Annotated in this window: 20 protein-coding genes; 10 read left to right on the top strand and 10 right to left on the bottom strand. The window is 45.4% G+C overall.

What is annotated here, in order from left to right:
* Position 1 precedes the first annotated feature (1 nt).
* The 6 genes from urtD to IEV39_RS10010 all read right to left on the bottom strand — a co-directional run bounded on the left by urtD (position 2) and on the right by IEV39_RS10010 (position 7,633).
* Positions 2-829 carry an urea ABC transporter ATP-binding protein UrtD gene (gene urtD / locus IEV39_RS10035; RefSeq protein WP_005282340.1) on the bottom strand — a complete coding sequence of 276 codons (828 nt, stop codon included), beginning with the start codon at positions 827-829 and terminating at the stop codon, positions 2-4.
* Positions 830-1,900, bottom strand: a complete 1,071-nt coding sequence (urtC, locus tag IEV39_RS10030) for an urea ABC transporter permease subunit UrtC (protein WP_005282339.1) — start codon at positions 1,898-1,900, stop codon at positions 830-832.
* Between the two features lie 4 nt (positions 1,901-1,904).
* A complete protein-coding gene (urtB, locus tag IEV39_RS10025) occupies positions 1,905-3,527 on the bottom strand; it encodes an urea ABC transporter permease subunit UrtB (protein WP_005282336.1) in 1,623 nt (540 codons plus the stop codon).
* Between the two features lie 80 nt (positions 3,528-3,607).
* The gene (gene urtA, locus IEV39_RS10020; protein ID WP_005282334.1) at positions 3,608-4,888 is read right to left on the bottom strand and encodes an urea ABC transporter substrate-binding protein; all 1,281 of its coding nucleotides are present in this window, start codon (positions 4,886-4,888) and stop codon (positions 3,608-3,610) included.
* A gap of 256 nt (positions 4,889-5,144) precedes the next feature.
* Positions 5,145-7,028 carry a DNA topoisomerase IV subunit B gene (gene parE, locus IEV39_RS10015; protein WP_005282332.1) on the bottom strand — a complete coding sequence of 628 codons (1,884 nt, stop codon included), beginning with the start codon at positions 7,026-7,028 and terminating at the stop codon, positions 5,145-5,147.
* Positions 7,025-7,633, bottom strand: a complete 609-nt coding sequence (locus tag IEV39_RS10010) for a YqiA/YcfP family alpha/beta fold hydrolase (RefSeq protein WP_005282331.1) — start codon at positions 7,631-7,633, stop codon at positions 7,025-7,027. The genes parE and IEV39_RS10010 overlap by 4 nt, the downstream gene beginning before the upstream one ends.
* Positions 7,634-7,894: 261 nt before the next feature.
* Here IEV39_RS10010 and IEV39_RS10005 point away from each other — a divergent pair, with 261 nt between their 5' ends.
* On the top strand, positions 7,895-9,241 hold the full coding sequence (locus IEV39_RS10005; RefSeq protein ID WP_004776311.1) for a PGAP1-like alpha/beta domain-containing protein: 1,347 nt from the start codon (positions 7,895-7,897) through the stop codon (positions 9,239-9,241).
* Positions 9,242-9,387: 146 nt separating this feature from the next.
* Here the strand turns inward: IEV39_RS10005 and IEV39_RS10000 are convergent, their stop codons facing one another.
* Together IEV39_RS10000 and gshA are read right to left on the bottom strand one after the other, a co-directional pair.
* Positions 9,388-9,894: a disulfide bond formation protein B gene (locus IEV39_RS10000; RefSeq protein WP_005282329.1), complete on the bottom strand. Its 507-nt coding sequence runs from the start codon at positions 9,892-9,894 to the stop codon at positions 9,388-9,390.
* Between the two features lie 53 nt (positions 9,895-9,947).
* Entirely contained in the window at positions 9,948-11,525 is a 1,578-nt protein-coding gene (gene gshA, locus IEV39_RS09995) for a glutamate--cysteine ligase (protein ID WP_005282327.1), read from the bottom strand.
* Between the two features lie 269 nt (positions 11,526-11,794).
* Here gshA and IEV39_RS09990 point away from each other — a divergent pair, with 269 nt between their 5' ends.
* The 5 genes from IEV39_RS09990 to IEV39_RS09970 all read left to right on the top strand — a co-directional run bounded on the left by IEV39_RS09990 (position 11,795) and on the right by IEV39_RS09970 (position 17,144).
* A complete protein-coding gene (locus IEV39_RS09990; protein WP_005282325.1) occupies positions 11,795-12,334 on the top strand; it encodes a DUF924 family protein in 540 nt (179 codons plus the stop codon).
* A gap of 37 nt (positions 12,335-12,371) precedes the next feature.
* A complete protein-coding gene (locus IEV39_RS09985; protein WP_005282323.1) occupies positions 12,372-12,929 on the top strand; it encodes a CC0125/CC1285 family lipoprotein in 558 nt (185 codons plus the stop codon).
* A gap of 16 nt (positions 12,930-12,945) precedes the next feature.
* Complete coding sequence (locus tag IEV39_RS09980) at positions 12,946-14,253, top strand: DUF445 domain-containing protein (RefSeq protein ID WP_005282321.1); 1,308 nt, start codon at positions 12,946-12,948, stop codon at positions 14,251-14,253.
* A gap of 268 nt (positions 14,254-14,521) precedes the next feature.
* A complete protein-coding gene (locus tag IEV39_RS09975) occupies positions 14,522-15,676 on the top strand; it encodes a methionine aminotransferase (RefSeq protein WP_005282319.1) in 1,155 nt (384 codons plus the stop codon).
* 100 nt (positions 15,677-15,776) lie between these two features.
* A complete protein-coding gene (locus tag IEV39_RS09970; RefSeq protein ID WP_005282316.1) occupies positions 15,777-17,144 on the top strand; it encodes an MATE family efflux transporter in 1,368 nt (455 codons plus the stop codon).
* A 51-nt stretch (positions 17,145-17,195) separates the two neighbouring features.
* On the opposite strand, the gene IEV39_RS09965 is transcribed toward IEV39_RS09970, so the two are convergent.
* Positions 17,196-18,023, bottom strand: coding sequence for an SDR family NAD(P)-dependent oxidoreductase (locus IEV39_RS09965; protein ID WP_005282314.1), 828 nt, complete (start codon positions 18,021-18,023; stop codon positions 17,196-17,198).
* A gap of 313 nt (positions 18,024-18,336) precedes the next feature.
* Here IEV39_RS09965 and IEV39_RS09960 point away from each other — a divergent pair, with 313 nt between their 5' ends.
* The 3 genes from IEV39_RS09960 to phoR all read left to right on the top strand — a co-directional run bounded on the left by IEV39_RS09960 (position 18,337) and on the right by phoR (position 21,344).
* Positions 18,337-19,014 carry a TetR/AcrR family transcriptional regulator gene (locus tag IEV39_RS09960; protein ID WP_005282312.1) on the top strand — a complete coding sequence of 226 codons (678 nt, stop codon included), beginning with the start codon at positions 18,337-18,339 and terminating at the stop codon, positions 19,012-19,014.
* A 251-nt stretch (positions 19,015-19,265) separates the two neighbouring features.
* The gene (gene phoB, locus IEV39_RS09955; RefSeq protein ID WP_004776327.1) at positions 19,266-19,976 is read left to right on the top strand and encodes a phosphate regulon transcriptional regulator PhoB; all 711 of its coding nucleotides are present in this window, start codon (positions 19,266-19,268) and stop codon (positions 19,974-19,976) included.
* A 9-nt stretch (positions 19,977-19,985) separates the two neighbouring features.
* Positions 19,986-21,344: a phosphate regulon sensor histidine kinase PhoR gene (phoR, locus tag IEV39_RS09950; RefSeq protein WP_005282310.1), complete on the top strand. Its 1,359-nt coding sequence runs from the start codon at positions 19,986-19,988 to the stop codon at positions 21,342-21,344.
* Between the two features lie 67 nt (positions 21,345-21,411).
* Here the strand turns inward: phoR and IEV39_RS09945 are convergent, their stop codons facing one another.
* A complete protein-coding gene (locus IEV39_RS09945) occupies positions 21,412-21,864 on the bottom strand; it encodes a PACE efflux transporter (protein WP_005282308.1) in 453 nt (150 codons plus the stop codon).
* Positions 21,865-21,958: 94 nt separating this feature from the next.
* Here IEV39_RS09945 and IEV39_RS09940 point away from each other — a divergent pair, with 94 nt between their 5' ends.
* Complete coding sequence (locus IEV39_RS09940) at positions 21,959-22,852, top strand: LysR family transcriptional regulator (protein WP_005282307.1); 894 nt, start codon at positions 21,959-21,961, stop codon at positions 22,850-22,852.
* Positions 22,853-22,917 lie beyond the last annotated feature (65 nt).

Below are 22,917 nucleotides of genomic sequence, written 5' to 3'. Positions count from 1 at the left end.
CCTAACGCCCTAGATATTTTTCAATCACATCTTCATTGGCCTGAACCTCTGCCAATGTCCCCTCAGCCAGAATTGCCCCTTGCGCCAAGACCGTGACTTTTTCACTGATGGTGTCAATAAAACTCATGTCATGCTCGACCACCACAAGGGTGTGATTTTTTTTCAGTTCCAGACACAATTCAGCCGTGCGCTCGGTTTCAGCATCGGTCATACCTGCAACCGGCTCATCCAGCAAAATCAACTTGGGCCGTTGCATCAGCAACATGCCGATTTCCAGCCACTGTTTTTGTCCATGTGAGAGCAGACCTGCGGGCTTTTGCACAAATTCCTTTAAACGGATCTGCTCCAGACTTTCATCCAGGGCCAGCTGCGCTTCTGGGTCTAAACGGGAAAATAAGCTTTTTTTCACCCGTTTATCGCGTGGCGCTGCCAATAGCAGATTTTCCATCACGCTAAAATTTTCAAATACCGTGGGTTTCTGGAATTTACGTCCAATCCCCGCTTCCGCAATTTGCTCGGTACTCATTTTGGCAAGATCATAGTTTTGCCCAAAAAATGCCGTACCTGTGCTTGGACGGGTTTTGCCGGTAATCACATCCATCAGTGTGGTTTTTCCTGCGCCATTCGGTCCAATAATACAACGTAACTCACCCTCGGCAATGTACAGTGACAAATCATTCAAGGCCCGAAATGAATCAAACCAGACACTGACTTTTTCCAGATATAAGGCAATGCCGTGACTAAAATCCGCACCTTGCGTCTTGGTGCGTCCATAGCCCTCACCCAGTTGACCGCCATGTTGAGCAGCGTCTATTAATACATCACTCATTTAATCACGCTCCTTTTTAAAACGGTCAAATACGCCAATCACACCCTTAGGCAAGAACAAGGTCACCACGATAAACAGCGCACCCAAGATCAATAACCATGCTTCTGGCGCAGCCACAGTGAAATAGGTTTTCACTGCATTGATTAAACCTGCCCCCAAAATCGGACCAATCAAAGTGCCACGTCCACCCGCAGCCACCCACACCGCCATTTCAATTGAGTTGACTGGGTTCATTTCACTTGGATTGATGATGCCTGCCTGTGGCACATACAACGCCCCTGCAATACCGGCAATCACCGCGGACAATACCCATGCCGACAGCTTGTACCACAGCGTGCGATAACCGAGATATTGCAAGCGATTTTCACTGTCGCGGATTGCGCCGAGCACGCGACCATAAGGACGATTCATCAACTGGCGCAAACCGAGGAAACACAACATCAACATCAACGCAGTCACAAAGCATAACGTTGCGCGCATCGGTGCCGAGGTAATATCAAAACCGAGAATGGTCTTAAACCCCGTAAAGCCATTATTGCCACCAAAGCCTGTTTCATTACGGAAGAACAGTAAGGCTGCGGCAAAGGTCATGGCTTGAGTAATGATCGAGAAATACACACCCTTGATTTTGGAGCGAAAGGCAAAAAAACCAAAAATAAATGCAATCAATCCAGGAACAAGCACGACCAGTGCCAAGGCCCAGGCGATATGCTCAGTCCCGACCCAATACCAAGGCAACTCGGTCCAACTGAGGAAGCGCATAAAATCAGGCAGACCATCGCCTGCGGATTGACGCATGAGGTACATGCCAAAAGCATAACCGCCCAAGGCAAAATACAAACCATGTCCCAAGCTTAGAATCCCGGCATAACCCCAGACCAGATCCAATGCCAAAGCCACCAAGGCCAAACACATGATCTTGCCAATCAGGGTGATCCAATAAGCGGACAAGTAAAATGCAGAGTCAGGAGACAACAGGTGTAGCCATGGCAACAGCAATAACGCGCCAAAACACAGTGCAATCGCCACCGCGCTATAGGGTTTTTCGGCAAATAAAGCATTGATTTTCATTGGCTTACTCCACAAAACGGCCTTTGATGGCAAACAAACCTTGTGGACGCTTTTGGATAAACAAAATCACAAGAACCAAGAGAATAATTTTTGCTAGAACCGCACCTAAACCAATTTCCAGCACCGTTCCACTGATGCCCAAGCCGAGTGCTGCCAGTACCGCACCCCAGACTTGGCCCACGCCACCGACCACAACCACAAGGAAAGCGTCAATAATGTAGTTTTGACCGAGATCAGGCCCCACATTGCCGACTTGCGCCAAGGCACAGCCTGCCAAACCTGCCAGACCAGAACCCAGACCAAAAGCCAGCATATCAATCCGGGCAGAGCGAATCCCAACCGCACGTGCCATTTGACGGTTTTGCGTGACCGCACGAACGAATAAGCCGAAACGGGTTTTATTGAGTAAGAACACCAGCAGCAATAATACGGCGACGGTAAAACCAATAATCGCCATACGGTTATACGGCAGCATCAGGCTCGGTGTTAGCGCAATTCCGCCACTCAACCATGCTACGTTGGAAACCTCAACATTCTGTGCACCAAATACCATACGCACCAATTGCATCAAGATCAGACTCACCCCAAAGGTCGCAAGTAAAGTCTCCAATTGACGACCATACAGCGGACGAATCACGGTGCGTTCAATCAACATACCAATCAAGGCACTGACCAGAAATGCCGCAGGAATCGCTGCCAACAGATACCAATCGACTAATCCAGCAAAATGGGTTTTAAAAAAACTCTGGATCACATAGGTGGTATAGGCACCAATCATGATGAGCTCACCATGTGCCATGTTAATTACCCCAAGCAAACCATAGGTAATGGCTAAGCCAAGCGCCGCAAGCAGTAAAATGCTGGCAGTACTTAAACCTGAAAAGATATGACCTGACCACTCACTAATTTGCAGGCGGGTTTTAATTTGATTGTGTGCATCCAACAACGCTGCCTTCAAGGCGGGATTGCTTTGTGGTTGTTCTAAAGTTTGGTTAATTAACGCGAACACATCAGGGCGATTCGAATCTGCCAAGACGTTCACTGCTTCAAGCTTGGTAAATTCATCAGGACTATTAAAATCCAAACGGGCTTTGAGCTGTGCTAAACGTGCTTTGACCTGATCATTTTTTTCATTCAGATAAAGCTGCTTCACCATCGCCACATCAAGTTCAGCCAAGTTATTTTCTAAGATATCAACTGCAGCTAAACGTTGTGAGGCATCGGTAGAATTGAGTTTGGCCTTGGCTTGACCAAAATTCAGTGCCTTGCGTAAGGTATTGACCAAAGTCACTTGAGATAGATCGGCTGGCCATTGTTCCAATGCTTGCTGCTCAGGATAACTAAACAGTTTGTCATCATTTTTCAGCAAATAAGTATTGCCTGCGCTATCGGTATAAAGCTCATTTTGATCGATATATGCCACCAACTGATCCAGTTGTTCAATACTGGCAGGCCATTGATTGAGCATGGCACGACGCGTGGCAAAGTCAGCCTTTACAAAGGTCTGAATGGCATCTGGAGAAGCTGTAGACGTCACAGGTGCTGTGGATGTGGCCTCTGCCCATGCTGGACTCAACATCAGCTGTGCCATGATGCAGAGCAGTGCCAAAACAAAATGTTTCGCCATAGAACTCCCCTTATGGTTACGGTTTAAATGGATCAGAAAAATAGAAATGCCTGCTGCCCATACAACAGGCTAAAAGTCACTTATTTCGGGATATACGGACTCCAAGGCTCCGCCTTGATGGTTTGCGGGGTTTTGTAGACCACATCGAACTGGCCATCGCCACGGATCTGTCCAATCATCACAGGCTTATGCAAGTGGTGATTGCTTTCATCCATTTTGAGGGTATAGCCTGATGGAGCCGCAAAGGTCTGACCGGCCATCGCATCACGAACTTTATCCACCTCAGTGGTGCCCGCTTTCTCAACCGCCTGCTTCCACATATTGATCCCGACATAGGTCGCTTCCATCGGATCGTTGGTCACCACTTTGTCGGCATTTGGCAGTTTGTATTGCACTGCATATTGTTTGAATTTATTCACAAACTCGGTATTTTTAGGATTCTTGACCGACATGAAATAGTTCCATGCCGCTAAATGCCCCACCAAGGGTTTGGTATCAATACCACGTAATTCTTCTTCCCCGACCGAGAAAGCCATGACTGGGATATCGGATGCCTTAATGCCTTGGTTGCCCAGTTCGCGATAGAACGGCACATTGGAATCGCCATTGATGGTCGAGATCACTGCCGTCTTTTTACCCGCAGAAAACTTCTTAATATTGGACACAATAGTTTGATAATTGCTGTGACCAAATGGGGTGTATTCTTCCATGATATCGGCATCGGCAACGCCCTTCGATTTCAAGAAGGCCCGAAGAATTTTATTGGTGGTCCGTGGATAGACATAATCGGTGCCCAACAACACAAAACGTTCTGCTTTCCCGCCCTCATCTCCCATCAAATATTCAACCGCGGGAATTGCTTGCTGGTTCGGAGCCGCCCCGGTATAGAAGATGTTTTTCGATTGTTCCTGACCTTCATACTGCACCGGATAGAACAACAAGCCATTCAGCTCTTCCACCACAGGCAACACGGATTTACGAGAAACCGATGTCCAGCAACCAAAAATAACCGCGACTTTATCTTGGGTAATCAGCTGACGCGCCTTTTCTGCAAACAGGGGCCAGTCAGAAGCTGGATCAACAATCACAGGTTCCAGTTTTTTGCCCAGTACCCCACCATTGGCATTGATTTCATTGATGGTCATCAAGGCGGTGTCTTTCAGTGAGGTTTCAGAAATCGCCATGGTGCCTGAAAGCGAGTGCAGAATCCCAACCTTGATGGTGTCACCGTTGGCTGCAGGTGCAGTTTTGGCTTCCGTTTTTGCTTGTTCTGTTTTTTCGGCCGGTTTTGAACAGCCTACCAGACCAATCCCCATCATGGCTGCCATGAGCACTGACATCGACATCAATTTGTTTTGCATCATTCTCTCCACCCATCAATATTGTGATTTTTACTGGATGGGGTTATTCAATTTTTATGCCAACAAATCAAGCTATTGTTTTTATTTAATTTTAATAAATTTTATTGATGCTTTTTTTGATCTTGTATACAACATTGCATACAAAAAATACGCAACGACCTAAAATGATGCAGATTTGTTCAGCCCAAATCTAAAGACTTTACACAAAGAAAAAGCCAGACATTCGTCTGGCTGATCTCGATCTTCTAAGGGGAATTTAGACACTGATATCTGCTAAATTACCTTTTTGCTCTAACCAGTGCTTACGGTCGGCAGAACGCTTCTTCGCCAGCAATTTATCCAGTAATCCAGCCGTTAAATGAGCATCGTCCAGATCCAGCTGCACCAGACGACGCGTATTCGGGTCCATGGTGGTTTCACGTAACTGACTGGCATTCATCTCGCCCAAACCTTTGAATCGGGTGATTTGCGGATTTTTATTGCCTTTGACTTTTTTCAAGATCGTCTCTAGCTCATCATCATCCAAGGCGTAATACACATCCTTCCCAATATCAATACGATACAGTGGTGGCATCGCCACAAACAGATGACCTTCTTCAACCAAGGTTGGGAAATGTTTTACGAATAAAGCGCATAATAAGGTCGCGATATGCAGACCATCCGAGTCCGCATCGGCCAGAATACAGATTTTGCCATAACGTAATTCAGACAAATCGTCACTGCCCGGATCAACCCCGATCGCGATGGCAATATCATGCACTTCTTGCGAAGCCAAGACCTCATCGGAAGACACTTCCCAGGTATTCAGGATTTTTCCGCGAATCGGCATAATCGCTTGGAAATTCTTGTCGCGTGCCTGTTTGGCACTCCCGCCCGCAGAGTCCCCTTCGACAATAAACAGTTCACTGTCTTCACGGGTTAAACCAACACAATCGGCTAATTTCCCTGGTAAGGCTGGGCCTGCGACAATCTTTTTACGCTCGACTTTTTTGGCGGCTTTGAGACGACGTCCCGCTTTGGCAATCGCCATTTCAGCCAGTTGGGTCGCAATCTCGGCATGCTGGTTCAGCCATAAAGCAAATGCATCTTTGGCAATGTTCAATACAATATTAGAGGCTTCACGGCTGGATAAACGTTCTTTGGTTTGTCCTGAAAATTGCGGTTCCTGAAATTTCAGCGATAAAATAAAATTTACCCCATCCCAGACATCTTCCGCAGACAACTTCATATTACGCGGCAACAAATTGCGTAATTCACAGAACTCACGCAGCGCTTCGGTTACACCTGAACGTAAACCATTAACATGGGTACCGCCTTGCGCAGTGGGAATCAGGTTGACATAACTTTCCTGAATCTGTTCGCCACCTTCCACGTTCCAGCAAATCGCAAACTCACAGGCTGCACGATCCGCTTGCCCCTGACTGACAAAGGCCGGATCAGGCAGAATTTCACGATCTTGCAGTTCGTCCATCAAATAGTCGACCAGACCATTTTCAAACTGCCATTCAATTTTTTCTTTATTGATTTTATCGTCATAAATAATTTTTAAGCCCGCAGCTAACACGGCTTTGGCTTTTAAATTATGTTTTAACGCCTTTAATGCAAATTTAGGACTGTCAAAATATTTGGCTTCCGGCCAGAAACGAACGGTTGTTCCTGTGGCACGCTTTGCCACCTTGCCTTCCAAAACCGATAAAGGGGCAACCGGTTCACCCTGTTCAAAGGCCATTTGATACAGGTTACCCTGACGCTGTACCGCCACTTCAACACGGGTCGACAAGGCATTGACCACGGAAATACCGACACCATGCAAACCACCAGAGAACTGATAGTTATCGGTACTGAATTTACCGCCGGCATGTAACTTGGTCAGAATAATTTCGATACCGCTTTGCCCATATTCCGGATGGATATCGACTGGCATGCCGCGTCCATTATCTTCAACTGACAATGAGCCATCTTCATAGATCGTGACACAAATCTGGTTGGCATGACCGGCAAGTGCTTCATCGACTGCATTATCAATCACCTCTTGCGCCAAATGGTTTGGACGTGAGGTATCGGTATACATGCCTGGTCGACGACGGACAGGATCTAAACCAGAAAGAACTTCAAGGGATTGGGCCGTGTATTGTGTCACTGGGTTGGACTTCCTTTTTGGAGGGCTGCCGATAAAAATTCGAGTACTAAAGGTAATTTTTCTTCAAAATCATCCATTGCATGATTACCACCAGCGTCAGTTAAAATCAATGAGGATGGATGAACTGCACTATAATAGCGTTGAGCCTGATGATAATCCAAGACTTCATCGCCTTGTTGCAACAGCACCAGAATTTTATCAGCATGCTTTAACTTCGTGTCAGCAATCGATTGTAATTGCTGCAATTGATCTGTATCAAGTGTCCATGATTCAGTGACTTTGAGCGGGATTTGTTCAATACCGAATAAATCTTGAAAGAGTTGCCATGGTTGCATAGCAGGATTGATCAGTACAGCAGGACAAGCATACTTTGCGACAACGTATGTCGTGTAGAAGCCTCCCAGACTACTTCCCACCAAAACCACTTTATCACGCGGTAAATTTTCGATAAGCTGAGAAAGCTGTGCAAGTACCTGATCAGGAGCACGATTTAAGTCAGGTAAATGCACCTGAACGTCATCGCGTCCTGCACAATATTGTTGCAGCTGTTGCCCTTTGATCGACATCGGGCTACTTCGAAAACCATGTAAATAAATAATTTGCATATGCACCAAAAAAGACAGCGGCTTGACTTAAAGTGAAATAAATCACATTATTTTGCTTAATTGTTATACAAATAACAATATAACATGCAGATAAGCTCAACATTGTCAGACATAAAAAACCATACTGGACTCCATTCATCAGTATTCTAAAAAAATTAGTTATGAAAGACATAAGATGTAAACGTTTGTTGTAGTTTACCTAAACAGTACCAAGTGAATCACTTCAAATCTTCGGTATATATCAAGGATGGGGAAAACAATATGCCAAGTTTAACACCGCTGCATGAAACCTACTGCAAGTGGGACCGTACGCCCCCGAGTCAGGCCGATGTTCTGGAGGGTTTGGCCCAGTTGGTCAGTACCAGCCTCAGCGGGGTACACGAATTGGTGCAACTGGTACAAACTGAGGTATTACGGACAACGCTCGGTTTAAGTGCACAAAAAGCTAAGAATTTACAAAAGCACCCGCAACTGCAAAAGTTCTACCAGTTTTCTTATGTGGCGCTACAAAAATACGGCAGTCATTTTCTTGCCCCTAATTTACGCCGCATTATCGCCAAATTTCCGATCCTGCATGATAAACCGCTGACACCGACCTTACATTTTGCAGTCGGTGCCCTGAATGGCATCTTCGGCGATTTCTTTTTAAAGCAGCATAATCCAATGGCCTTGCCCATGGTGCTTTATGATCACTATGGTTCTTTACAGCAGGGTGAACTAACTGGCCGTGTGGTGATCCTGACGCATGGTTTATGCATGAACCATCTGACCTGGTCCAATCATCGTTATGGCGGGATTGGCGAGCGCCTACTGGCTCAACGTGATAACAACACCATGTTGTATCTGAACTACAATACAGGTCGCCGGATTTCAGCCAATGGCCGTAGTTTTGCCAATACGCTGGAAGATCTGGTCCAGCGTAATCCACGTATTACCAGTATTGACCTGATTGGGCATAGTATGGGCGGTCTGGTTTCCCGCAGTGCCCTGTTTTATGGCAAACAGAATCTATATCAATGGGTGCATATGGTCGAGAACCTGGTCTGTATCGGTTCACCACATCATGGTGCAGTACTGGAGCGTTTTGGCTTTGTCTTACAGGATAAACTTGGTGCATTTCCATTTATCAGCCTGATTGGTCAGTTGGTTAATGTGCGCAGTAACGGTATTCTGGATCTGCGTCACGGTAGCGTTCGTGATGATGACTGGGAACATAATGATGCACGTATCGGTTTTGCAGATGACAATCGTAAGCCTGCGCCACTCCCATCACATATCAATACGTTCCTGATTGCCGGAACTTTAGAATTTGAGAAGCTGCGTAATAAAGCACTCTCTGTGATTGGTGATTATCTGGTCAGTGTCAAAAGTGCTTTAGGCGAGCATCCAAATCCTCGTTTTCAGCTCAAGCTGCCCGATACGCATAAAGCAGTTTTCTACGGACTAAACCATTTTGAAATCCAGTATCATTCCAGTGTGGCCGAGCAGATTACACGCTGGTTGTATCCTGATGCGAGAGAGAAAGTGGAAGCTGGGGTACAGACCCATATGATCAATGTACCGAACAATTATACCTTTGATGATTTAGAAGGGATTGTTGAGACTTAAATAGACAAGCCCAGCTTTATAGCTGGGCTTTTTTATTAATGAAAGATTTTATTATTTGAATTAATCGTAAACTTTATATTTAAAAATAAAACCCGAAATATGTTGCCACATTTCAGGTTTTAGCCAATCAATCAACAAGGTCGTTATTATTTTGCTGTGCTGTTGTAGTTTCTAAGCAGCTGCCATAGGCAGATCAATAAAATCAAACTGAAATAAAACAAAGACCACACCGGTAATGATTGACCGAGGAAGGTCCAATCCACTACCGCACATTCACCCGAACCGGACAATACTTCCTGCAACACGGTTTTCATCGGTAATGCATCCACCAGATAGTCCAGACCCGGACCACAGCTTGGCACTTGATCCGGTGGCAAGCTTTGTAACCACACATGACGTGCCGCTACACCAACTGACCAGCCAATCGATAAGGTCGCCAGAAAAGCATAAAAACGTTTGAATCCGCTTGAAACAGGATTATGGATAAAGGCCACCAGCGCAACTAGCCCCATACCGATCAAACCAAGGCGCTGGAAAATGCAAAGCGGACAAGGGTCCAGACCCTGCACATGTTCTAAATACAACGCAAATGAGATACCAATAATGCTCGTCAGTACCAACAACGCACTCACTAAGCGGTAATTCCAACGCATGGGAAATCCTCTAAAAATATTAGGGTCTGTTGACCTGCTGATCAATCAACAGGCTAGCGGTATTGTGCAAGATATTGTTCAAAACTCATGTCGTTATCTTGTTCAAGTTGTGCCTGTTTTTGCAATGACGTTTCTGCCAGCTGCGCAAAGTACTGTTTGGTTTCTTCGCTCAGCGGATGCTGGTCATAATGATCGACATGGTGCTGTGCCATCACACTGCCAAAGTTCCAGGTACCACCATGTTGCAAGGTATCTGCAATCACATGCGCAGAAAGGGTGTTTTCAACATCATTTAAACGTTGCTGCATGATCTGGATCGCATCCTGATACAGCCGTTTACCATCCATTTGGTCTAATAAGGCTGCGCAGCCTTGAATAGCATTTAAATGACGTTGTGCCCAGTCTTTTAATGCAACCGAGCTGGCGCCTTCTTCGATCTGTGCATCTGCTGCACGGCCACGATTCACGACTTCCAGTTGATTCCGGTCAATCTGTTCCTGCTCTTCCGCAAACAAATCTGGACTCTTATTCAATAAGCAATAAAGTGCCAAACTCTCCAGAAAACCGGCCGAAACTTCATCAATACCAATCGGGCTATACGGATTCACATCCACTGCACGCAATTCGACATAACCGACACCACGGTTTTTCAATGCCTGCGAAGGGGTTTCACCGGCTTGAGGCACCTGTTTTGGGCGAACCAGACTATAATATTCATTTTCGATCTGAAGCACATGATCATTGATCTGAATTGGCTCACCCTGTTCATCATTCAGGCCTAAATCAGTAAATGCTGGGTAAGGGGTATGCACCGCTTTCTGCAAGCCATCCAGATAATCGTGCAGGTCATTGTAGTGAATGCCCAGTTCTTTCTGTGCCGAGTTCTGATACCCCAGACGTCCCATCCGCAAGGCGGTCGCTTCCGGTAAATATAAAGTTCCTTTCACCAAAGGCTGTAAATGATGCTGACGTCCTGTCAGGAAACAGCGGCATACGGAGGGACTTGCGCCTAACATATACATGACCAGAGGAATTAATCGGATGAAATTCCGGATCAGGCCAAAATAGCGATGGCTACGATAATCTTGCAGGCTAAGCTGTTTTAATTGTGGATTTTGCTCATGTTGCTGTAAGGCAATAAATAATGAGTCAGGGAAAGATAAATTATAATGCACGCCGGAAATGGTCTGCATACGGCGACCATAACGGACTCCCAGTCCACGGCGGTAAAGTGTTTTAAAACGGCCAATATTGGAAGAGCCATATTGCGCCAGTTTAATATTTTCTTCGTTATCATCCAGCATACACGGCATCGATAACGGCCACAGTCGTTCACCGGCTTCCAGTTGCTGATGTACCACACTATGGATATCGCTTAATTCGTTTAAAGCTGCAGCAATGGTGGTTTGCGGCGTCGTAATAAACTCCATTAAGGCTTCTGAATAATCGGTGGTGATATGTGGATGTGTCAGTGCTGAACCCAAAGCTTGTGGATGATTTTTTTGTGATAAAAATCCATTACTTTGCATCCTTAAACTTTCACGCTCAATCCCGCGTAACATCCCTTTTAGTAGCGATGCATCTACCCAAGTAGGTATCACAGAGGAAGTAAGTGTGCTGGGTTGATTCATATTATAGGCTCGCTTATTCAAGATCAGCCGACCACATCAAAGGTAGCGACTTCGTCGACCATACAGGCATCATGACAATGCCAATCCCTTCGACTCAGCCAATTATAACGACAATTGTGATCTAGTCATCTAGGCTCTGTGAACATTTGAAAAATGCTTGCGACAGAAATCCCTGTTTAGTCTGGCAATTTTTATCACAATCTTGTTACATAAGACACGCTCAAATTGTGATTTTATTGAAAAATAAATCTTCTAGAGGAGACTCGCCCATGCAAGCGCAAGACATTCTGAATTTTTGGTTTGACCCGGAACACCGCTCCCTCTGGTTTGCCAAAAGCGATGATTTTGATGCAAAAATTCGCGAGTCGTTTCAAGAGATTCATCAACAGGCCGCACAGGCGGAACTGTGGTCATGGCGGCAAACGCCCGAAGGCCGTCTGGCCGAAATTATCGTGCTTGACCAGTTCTCCCGTAACTTATACCGCGATCAGGCACAGGCCTTTGCTTACGACAGCCTGGCCTTGGCTTTGGCACAAGAAGCGATTAGTTTACAACTCGATGCGCAACTCAGTCCTGATCAGCGCTCATTTTTATATATGCCCTTTATGCATAGCGAATCCAAACGCATCCATGAATTTGCCCTCAAATTATTCCAGCGCCTCGGCAATGAAATTAATTTAAACTTTGAGAAAAAGCATAAAGTGATTATTGATCGTTTTGGTCGTTATCCCCATCGCAATAAAATTTTAGGGCGAGACTCTACCCCAGAGGAAACAGAGTTTTTAACCCAGCCCAATAGTAGCTTCTAGGTCGATCTCCCTCGACCATTGATATTAGGAATTGCATATGAAATCGTTATTAATGTGCACACCGCTTCTGCTCACATTGACATTTGCAGGCTGTGCAACCGTCCCTGCCAAGCCCCGAACCTTTGACCAGTTGGGCCAGTTCACCGCTTATCCGTTAAATAACAAAACCTACCGTGTCGGTTTTCAGGCGGATAACAATTTGAGTTATGGTACAGCAGAGGAAATTACCTTACTCAAGGCTGCGCAGACCACGGTTAAAAATGGCTTCCGCTACTTTACTGTAGTGGATGACCCGAGTAATGCCCGGCATAAAGCGCCACGTCAGGCTGTGATTTATCCGACACCGTCGTATTATCCTTATGGTTACTATCGTCGTCATCCCGCCTTTTGGCCGGATCCCTTCTACGATACCCCACAAGTGGTCAATATTGATCCAATCCAAGTGTCGTATACTATTGATTGTTTCAAGACTCAGCAGCAAGCACCAGATGCCTTTGATGCACAACTTATTTTGCAATCTTTGGGGCCAAAATACGGTTTGAGTCCAACAGGAGACGTGTTGCAGCCGCCTGCACCGCCTCAAAATAAAAAGTAATTAAAAGGATGGCTCAATGAGTTCAGTCGAAGAAATCCACGTACCTAGCCTGCAAAGAAGTAAATACTTCGCCACCATGGCCCTGATTATTGCCGTGGTGTCATGGATTGCTTTAATGGTCGCGGCGCATTTTCTCCCTGAATATAAATGGCTCATCCATATTTTCATGCTCGGTGCAGAAGCAGGCGTGGTGGGTGGCTTAGCCGACTGGTATGCGGTCACGGTACTGTTCCGCAATCCCTTTGGTAGAATGCCTTTACCCAAGTTATTACGTGATCACACTGAAATTATTCCGCGTAATAAGGCACGTATCGCCGAGTCGATGGGACGTTTTGTGCAGGAAAACTTCCTGTCACCACAGATTGTCGAACGCAGTTTACAAAATGCCGATATCAGTCTGGCGGTAGGGCAATGGTTGGCCAGTCCAAAGAATAACCAGCAGGTGGTGCAGATGATTCAGCACACCGTGCCAAGAATCTTTGAATTTGTCAGTCAGGATCAAATTGCGCATTTTGTCCAGAATAACAGTGTGCAATGGGTCAGAAGCACCAAGGTCAATAAGCTGGCCAGTGAAATGCTGCGGGCAGTGCTGGAAAATGATTTCCATCAGGATGTGTTACAACGCGGACTGGATCTGGCACATGAATGGATGGTGTCTCATCCTGAAGAAGCACGCGATTTATCACGTAAACTGTTTCAGGAACTCGGGGTCTGGAAACTAGCCAAAGGTGCCAGCTGGATCGGGATTGACGTCCAGCAACGTACCATTGACTCGCTGATAGAAAAAGTTGAGTCGATGCTGGCCAATCCTGATCATCCATGGCGTCAGGATATTGAAACCACCACACATAATCTGATGCTGCAACTGGCAGAACCCGACAGTGAAGCCAGCCAGCGTTTAAATCGTGGCAAAGATGCCTTGCTGGATAGCCCACAAGTGCTGAACTTTATCAGTGGTGCAGTTGCGATACTATGTGATGCGATCAAGACCGATTTAATGCAGCCAGATTCAGGCATTGCCACCAACTTACAGGCGGCGATTCAACAACTGGGTGAAAGCCTGATCCAGAATGAAAAAGTACGTCAGGTATTGAATGAAAAAATGGTGGGCTTGGCGACCAATTTCAGTGAGCAATATAGCGACAAGATCATTCGTTATATCAGTGAACGTATCCATGAATGGGATTCACGGGAAATGATTGCCAAAATCGAAAGTGAGGTTGGCGGTGACCTGCATATGATCCGCGTTAACGGCGTAATTGTCGGTGCCTTTATTGGTTTAGCACTCGGTGTAATTCGTGCTATTGTGGAAAATGTTTTGTGATATCGAATAAAAAACCTGTTCCCTGTTCTAAATAAGATACGCGGGATAAGTCATTCGCAACCTGCGTGGTTTCAATTCAATGTTGTTTCTGCGAGGTAATCGAAACAATGCAAGAAGTGAACAGGTTTTGCGAATGACAATGCTTTTGGTTACTTTGGGCAAAACCAAAGTAACTCCAGCTGAAGGCTTATCCTGAAATTAGGTGAGTACTCGGCAAGACACCGCCACAATAAATAATTCATTAAAATTTAATTAGGTAATTTCAATCATGTTGCAACTTCAGTCAAAACTCCCAAGCCAAGGCGTGACCATTTTTAGCATCATGACTGAACTCGCACACCGGCTCAATGCCCTGAATCTGTCCCAAGGCTTCCCCGATTTTCCGGCGCCAGCTGCCCTGCTAGATGCGCTGAACCAAGCCACACTCTCAGGCTATAACCAGTACCCCGCGGGTGATGGGGTATTGGCCCTGCGCGAACAGCTCGCCACACAGTTTTTACAACGCAATCAATTGCAACTTGATCCTGCCACTGAAATCACCATTACTTCAGGCGCAACCATTGCGATCTTTTGTGCCATTCAAGCCCGCATCCATGCAGAAGATGAAGTGATTATTTTCGATCCCAGCTATGACAGCTACGCGCCTGCAGTTCAACTGGCTGGTGGAAAATCCATTCATATCAATCTGGAAGCGCCATCTTTTCAGGTGGACTGGCAAAAAGTCAAAGACAGTATCAATGCCAGAACCCGCATGATTATTGTCAATACACCGCATAACCCCACTGGTGCAATCTGGTCAGAACAAGACTGGCGACAACTGATTGAACTGATTCAAGATAAAAATATTGTGGTGCTTTCAGATGAAGTCTATGAACATCTGGTCTTTGATGGACAAAAACACTTTAGCGCACTGCAATTTCCTGAATTACGCGATCGCAGTTTTGTGATTGGCTCTTTTGGTAAAACCTACCATGTCACTGGCTGGAAAACCGGTTATTGCGTGGCCTCCCCGCAGCTGATGCGACTGTTCCGCCAGATTTATCAGTTTGCCAATTTCTGTGGGAATATGCCGTGTCAATTGGCGCTGGCCGATTACATGCAACAGCACCCTGAGCATATTCAAGAGCTCCCTCATTTTTACCAGGCAAAACGCGATCTATTTAATACCCAGCTTCAACACTCACGTTTTCAATTTACCCCGTCTCAAGGCACCTATTTCCAGAATCTGGATTACAGCAATATTCGTCCAGACTTAAATGATGTCGAGATGTGCCAGTTCCTTGCCGAGCAACACAAAATCGTTGCAATTCCCATTTCAGTATTTTACCGACAAGCGCCAGAATCACTGCGCCTGATCCGCTTCTGCTTTGCCAAGACCGATCAGACCCTACAACGTGCCGGTGAAATCCTCCTGCAGTGTTGATCAACAAAAAATAAACCGAACGATAAAGTTCCCAGCATCACTTATGATGCTATGTTGGAAAAAATAGATACGCTTCAGGCTGAAGGGTGAAGGAAACTGAATGACTCCACGTCAACCGCTGGTGATGCAACCCAATCTCTGGAAAACATTTTTTCTGTTTCTGGTGCCTTTGATTGCCACCAATATTTTACAAAACCTGTCGGGTACGATTAATACCATCTTTGTCGGTCAAATGATGGGCGTAGATGCCATTGCCGCTGTTTCCGTGTTCTTCCCGATCCTGTTTTTTCTGCTGGCTTTCGTGATCGGTATTTCAGCGGGAACTACTGTACTGGTGGGACAGGCCTGGGGCGCACAAAACCTTGAAAAAGTCCGCTGTGTGATTGGTTCGACCCTGTTTATGACCTTGATTGGCGGGAGCATTATTGCCGTACTCGGTCTGATATTTGCCAAGCACATTCTGGAATTATTGGGCACCGATCCCAAGGTGATGCATCTGTCCTTGCCTTATGTGCAATGGATGCTGGTCGGTAGTCCCTTACTGTTCGTGTATATTATTTACACCTCGATTCTGCGTGGTGTCGGCGATAGCGTCACCCCCCTGATTGCCTTAAGTCTGACCAGTCTGATCGGTCTGGCAGTCACCCCGGTTTTGCTGAAGGGTTATTTTGGTTTCCCTGCATTAGGTATCGTCGCACCCGCAATTGCCACCATTCTGGGCTATGCCTTTGTACTGATTTTTTTAACGGTTTATCTGAACCATAAAAATCATCCCTTAAAGATTGATCGTCAATTATTGCAACATATTCGCCATGATGCCGAGCTGAGTAAATTAATTCTGAAACTCGGGATTCCAACCGGCATCCAGATGGTGACGACCTCTTTAGCTGGTCTGGTAATTATCGGCCTGATTAATCATTATGGCGCACATGCCACCGCAGCTTATGGTGCCGTGAATCAGGTACTGAACTATATTCAGTTTCCAGCCTTGTCGATTTCGATTGCTGCTTCGATTTTTGCGGCTCAAGCGATTGGTGCAGGTCAACCTGATTTATTAGCCAAAGTGACCCGAACGGCTTTGGGCATGAATTTCCTGTTTACGGGGACCTTGATTATTCTGGGCTACTTATTCTCTAAATATTTAATGGCGCTGTTTATTACCGATCACAGCGTAATTGTACTGGGACAGCAACTGCTGTTTATTGTGTTGTGGTCAATTTTATTCTTTGGTGCCAGTGCGATTTTTGCCTCGATCATGCGTGCCAGCGGTACGGTCAATGTCCCCATGCTGATCAATATTTTTACCATTCTCCTGATCGAAGTACCGTGTGCCTACTGGTTTAGCTCATTGTGGGGCTTAACCGGGATCTGGATTGCCTATGCGCTGTCTTTCGTCAGCCTATGTATTTTCCAAGGCTTTTATTATCAACTCTTCTGGAAGAAATCAAAAATCAAAGTCCTGATTTAAAACAAAGAAAAAAGCCATTCACAAAGAATGGCTTTTTTCTGCAGTAATGACTTACATCATTTTGGTTGCAAGGGCTGCAATACGTTGATAACCCGTCGGGAATAAACGCTGGAATGAATCCACAATACGCGCATCAGTACCAATTAACAGACGGCGTTTGTCCTTCTGTACGGCATTCAGAATTTGACGTGCTGCTTCTTCTGGTGGGGTACGCAGGAATTTGTCAAATTGCTTGATCGATTTGCTCGGGTCCATACCCAGACTCTTCAAGCTGTCATTCATTTTTGCTGCTTTGGCAATATTGGTGCGGATACCGCCCGGATGGACACAGAGTGAGCTGACACCGCTCTTCTCAATATCCAGCTCCTGACGTAACGATTCAGTAAAACCACGCACTGCAAATTTGGTGGCGTTATAGGCAGACTGAGTTGGCTGCGAGGTTAGGCCAAAGATACTTGAAATATTGATGATATGACCATCTTTGGTTTGTTTGATAAATGGCAGGAATTCTTTGGTGCCGTACACCACGCCCCAGAAATTGATGCCAACGATCCATTCCAAATCTTCATAGCTTGCGCCTTCGACCGTTGAGCCAAGTGCAACACCTGCGTTATTGAAGATCATATTAACCGAACCATGATCCTGTACCGTCTCTTGCGCCCATTGTTTCACCGCATCACGGTTTGAGACATCAAGTACTTTTGTGGTGACTGTTACAGGGTATGGCTTCACCAATTCAACGGTTTGAGCCAGACCTTTTTCATTGATATCACTTAACGATAAATGACAGCCCTGTTTCGCTAACAAGATCGCCAGCTGTTGTCCAATCCCAGAACCAGCACCGGTGATCGCTGCGACTTTATTTTTAAAATTTTTCATTGCCTATCCTTTGTGTTGCGAATGATATGCACAATATTCGCCCCAATCATGCGTTGTCATGTGCTGTTTAACCTGTAACCAATATAATTTTGACAATACAGGTTGTCAATATAGTACAGTCAAGCTTTATGACAAATGGCAATAACCGACACCTAACATGTCATAATAGGCCTATTTACATTCTTGACCGAAGATGTGTAAAAGAGACAAGGCATATTTTCAAAATTTGGTTATGCTAGATCGGCAGCAAATGACAGCAATGTAAAAAAGTACGTGATATCCGATTTAGCGACATTTTAGGGAACGGTTTTCAATGGCAACTCCAGAGCAAGCGACAGACAAGAAAAAAAAGGCAACAACCAAAGAGCGTCAATTCAAAGGTCTCTCGTTAACTGAGCGCAAGCAGGCACGTCGTGACAAACTGATTGAAGCGGGTATTGCGACTTACGGTACCCATGGCTTCTTTTCGGTCACGGTCAAGGATGTCTGTAATGAGGCCAAGCTGACTGAACGCTACTTTTATGAATCCTTTAAGAAAAGTGAAGATCTGTTCCAGACCGTGTTCCTGAAAATGATCGAAAAAATGCAGACCTGCCTGACTCAGGCCGTACTGATGGCAGCCCCTGAACCTAAAAATATGGTCAATGCCGGTTTATCCGCCTTATTAAATGCGATTAAGGATGATCCGCGTATGGCACGGATTATTTATATCGATGCCATGCTGGTGCAGGACCTGCATAATCAGGCCACCATTCAGGAAACCCTGACCCAGTTCGACCGTATTATTCAGGGCTTTGTGATGATTACCATGCCCAATGCCCCGCAAAGCACCGAAGAAGTGTCGTTAATGGCAACCGGCCTGAATGGTTATGTGACCCATATTATTATTCGCTGGGTTTCGGAGGGCTTTAAACAGCCACTTCAGGATGTGCTTTCTGCCTGTTGTGCTGTGTTCTTGTCCTTTATCGAAACAACCTCACAAAAAAATTAAAATCGTTTTACAGTTTTGTGACAGTCACAACCATCGCATGACAGATTGATTAACTCAATGAATTTATTTGCTTTATGATCAGGCAAGTTGTCATCATATGGTCATGACTCTGCCCCACAATTGTCACAATTTATTGCTAAATTCGACTTTATTCCCTCTTTTGCAATGATATTGTCATAATTAATCTTTGTAATAAGCCTGTCATAACAACAAAACGGTTAAACCGTTATAGATTTTAAGGGTATTGCGCTGTGAAAGATGACTATATTTTAATTGTCGATGATGAGTTACCGATCCGCGAAATGATCCATACCTCTTTGGATATGGCAGGCTTCCAATGTTTACAAGCCGAGGATGCCAAACAGGCGCATCAGATTATCGTTGATCAGCGTCCTGCACTTATCTTGCTGGACTGGATGTTACCGGGGGGTGTGAGTGGTGTAGACTTATGCCGTCGCCTGAAACGCGATGAGAACCTGTCTGAAATTCCTGTGATCATGCTCACTGCACGTGGCGAAGAAGACCATAAAGTTCAAGGTCTGGATGCCGGTGCAGATGACTACATGACCAAACCCTTCTCGACACGTGAACTGGTTTCCCGTATCAAGGCGGTATTACGTCGTGCCAATGCACTAAGCGGAGAAAAAGTGATTGATGCCAATGGCTTGTTACTCGATCCGGTCAGTCAGCGTGTTAGCTTTGGCAACAGCATTTTAGACATGGGTCCAACCGAATATCGTTTACTGGCCTTCTTTATGACCCATCCGGAACGTGCTTATACACGTGCGCAGCTGCTTGATCAGGTGTGGGGTGGCAATGTCTATATCGAAGACCGTACCATTGACGTGCATATCCGTCGTTTACGCAAAGTGCTAGAGCCTTTTGGTGTTGACCGCTTTGTGCAAACGGTTCGTGGCACAGGTTACCGTTTTTCGACACGAGCCGATTTAGCAGTAGGTTAAAAATCTTTTATGTACGAACCTTATCCGGTCCCTGAACTGGCACGTGAACACCAGCGTTTTCGCTACAGCAGTTTATGGACGTTTGCAAAACAAGATTTAAGGCTGTTACTTTTTTTCTTATTGATTGCAAGCTTAATTGGATTCGGGGTTGGCTACTTTTGGAGCTGTATTTTTATTGCTTTTGTGGTGTTTTTCGCCCTGCAGCTCCGCTCGCTTTATCTGGTCAATGAATGGATTTCGAATCGCCCTTATGATGTTCCCCCCAATTTAAACGGGATCTGGGGTGCATTACTGTTCAATGTTTATCGTGCACAACGTCAGGAACGCATTGTTCAAGCGGAAATGGTTGGTCTCATTGACCGAGCCCAGTCTTCTCTGGTTGCTCTGGCAGAAGCCGTGGTGCTGATTGATGATCAACATCAAATCGAATGGTGGAATCCCGCAGCCGAAAAGCTATTAGGGATTAGTCCTTTGGACCGCGGACGTAACTTATTGTCGATTTTACGCCAGCCCAGTTTTATTGAATATTTTAATAATCCAGATCAATCCCTTGATGGGATTCGCCTGCAAGCGCAGATGGAAGAAGAGCGTTATGTACACGTCAAACTCACCCGTTTTGGGGGTGAAAGTCGTTTGCTGGTCGCACATGACACCACACGCGTCCATAATCTGGAACAAATGCGTAAAGACTTTGTCGATAATATTTCACATGAATTACGTACGCCGCTGACCGTACTCAGTGGGTATATCGAAACCTTTACCGATCAAGACGATATTACCCCACGCTGGAAACGTGCTTTCACGCAAATGCAATCCCAGACCAAACGGATGAATGCCTTGGTCAATGACTTATTACTGTTATCTAATCTGGAAAATAACAAGAAAGTCGCGAAAAATCAGATTATTGATATGGCCAATCTGATGAACCAGATCTTTGATGATGCGCGTGCCTACAATCTTGATTATGGTCATACTTTAAATCTGGATATTGATAGCCATTGTGACCTGATTGGCTCGGACATTGAAATTGCCAGTGCCTTCAGCAACTTAATTACCAACGCAATTAAATATACACCACCTGGTGGCATCATCACCATTGGCTGGCATGAAGCGGGTGACCATGCCTCCTTTACCGTACAGGACAATGGCATCGGCATTGATCCAAAACATTTACCACGCCTGACTGAACGCTTCTATCGCGTCGATAGCGCGCGTAGCCGTCAAACTGGTGGTACAGGTTTAGGGCTGGCCATTGTCAAACACGTTCTGATGCAGCATGGCGCACACCTAGAAATCACCTCTAAAGAAAATGAAGGCTCAACCTTTACCGCGATCTTCCCGAAAGAACGTCTGTATCGCATGCTATAAATTTTAGCTTCAATTAAAAAAAGCCGACCCTTCTGGATCGGCTTTTTTTAATTCTGGATCATTGCAATCAGTGGCTGGCGTTTGCATTAAGCTCTGCCGACTCGAGCAAATGACCGGGTAAGCCAAAGATATGATCAAAAAAGTAATTATAAACAAAGGTATAACATGGGATCAGTACCATCAGACTGAAGTCCAGCAAGAACGCCTTAACTAAACTGATTTGCATCCACCATGCAATCAACGGAATCAAAATCATCACCAGCACAATCTGGAATCCAATCGCATGTGCAACACGTCTTAACACGGTACGCTTTTTCGAGGTTTGGGTTTTTTCCCACATCTCGAACACGTAGTTATAAAAAAAGTTCACGGTTACGGCGATGACTGCAATCAAGATCGACAAAGGCCCGGTATGACTAATGGTGGTACCTGACAGCACTGCCAGCACCATTGCACAGATAAAAAAGCTAAAAACTTCATAGAAAAACACATAAGTGACTCTTCTCTTGGTTCCTTGCATGACCACACCTTAAAATCAATAATGAGTGGATTTTACGCTTTAATTTTGATAAAAAAAGTCAATCGTTATCAGTACAGCTGACAAGAGAATTAAAATGAAATTGACCAGTGAACAGCTTGAGCTGATTCTTGAAATTATTGATCGAGGAAATTTTTCAGCGGCAGCCCGGGCACTGAATCGGGTACCTTCTGCCGTCAGTATGGCGATTGCCAATTTAGAAGCAGAACTAAATTTAAAATTATTTGAACGCAGTAAAAATCATCTTGCGCCCACTGACATTGCCTTATCCATCGAGCCACACGCCCGATTGATTGTGACTAAACTGCGCCAGCTGGAAATGCATTTAACTGAACTTTCAACAGGACTGGAAACCCGTATTGCAATTGGGGTGGCTGCAGACGTCAACCAGAAACTTTTATTGCCTGCTATTGCCCATCTGCTGCAACGCTATCCGCTACTGGACATTGAAATGGTCAGTGCGCCACAACAAGAATTAAAAGCACGCTTACATCACAATGAAATTGATCTGTATATTGCCTATAGCTCATCTGAGCTCGACCGGAATGAGCGCTTTCGACTTTTGGGAACTGAAAAATTTGTTGCAGCAATTTCTCCTCAAGGTGCACAACAGCTTAAGGACAATCATAAAAATGAATTGACCATGCTCTCTGAACTCAGACAGATTATTATTGCCAGCAAACACTACCCTCTCCCGGATAGTCGGGTCCTGGTCTCTGATTCTTACTGGTATAGCGATAGTTTATTGATGGCAATTAATATGGTGGAACAGGGCTTTGGCTGGGGAAATTTCCCACTTTCGACCGTGCAAGAACATTTTACTCAAGGCAGTCTGGTTCGACTGGAATTTCATGACACCACCAATCGACTGGATATGCCGATTCACGCCATCTGGCCGAGCCACAAACCTTTAAGCCAGACCATCCAGATGCTGATTGAACTCTGGACCAAACAAATCAATCTGGAATAAAAAAAGCCCGACATCCTGTCGGGCTTTTTTCGTATTTCGTTACTAGGTGCAACTCCTGTCGTACC

The sequence above is a fragment of the Acinetobacter courvalinii genome (assembly GCF_014635545.1).
Taxonomy (GTDB): domain Bacteria; phylum Pseudomonadota; class Gammaproteobacteria; order Pseudomonadales; family Moraxellaceae; genus Acinetobacter; species Acinetobacter courvalinii.
This window is presented reverse-complemented; position numbering and strand designations above follow the sequence as displayed.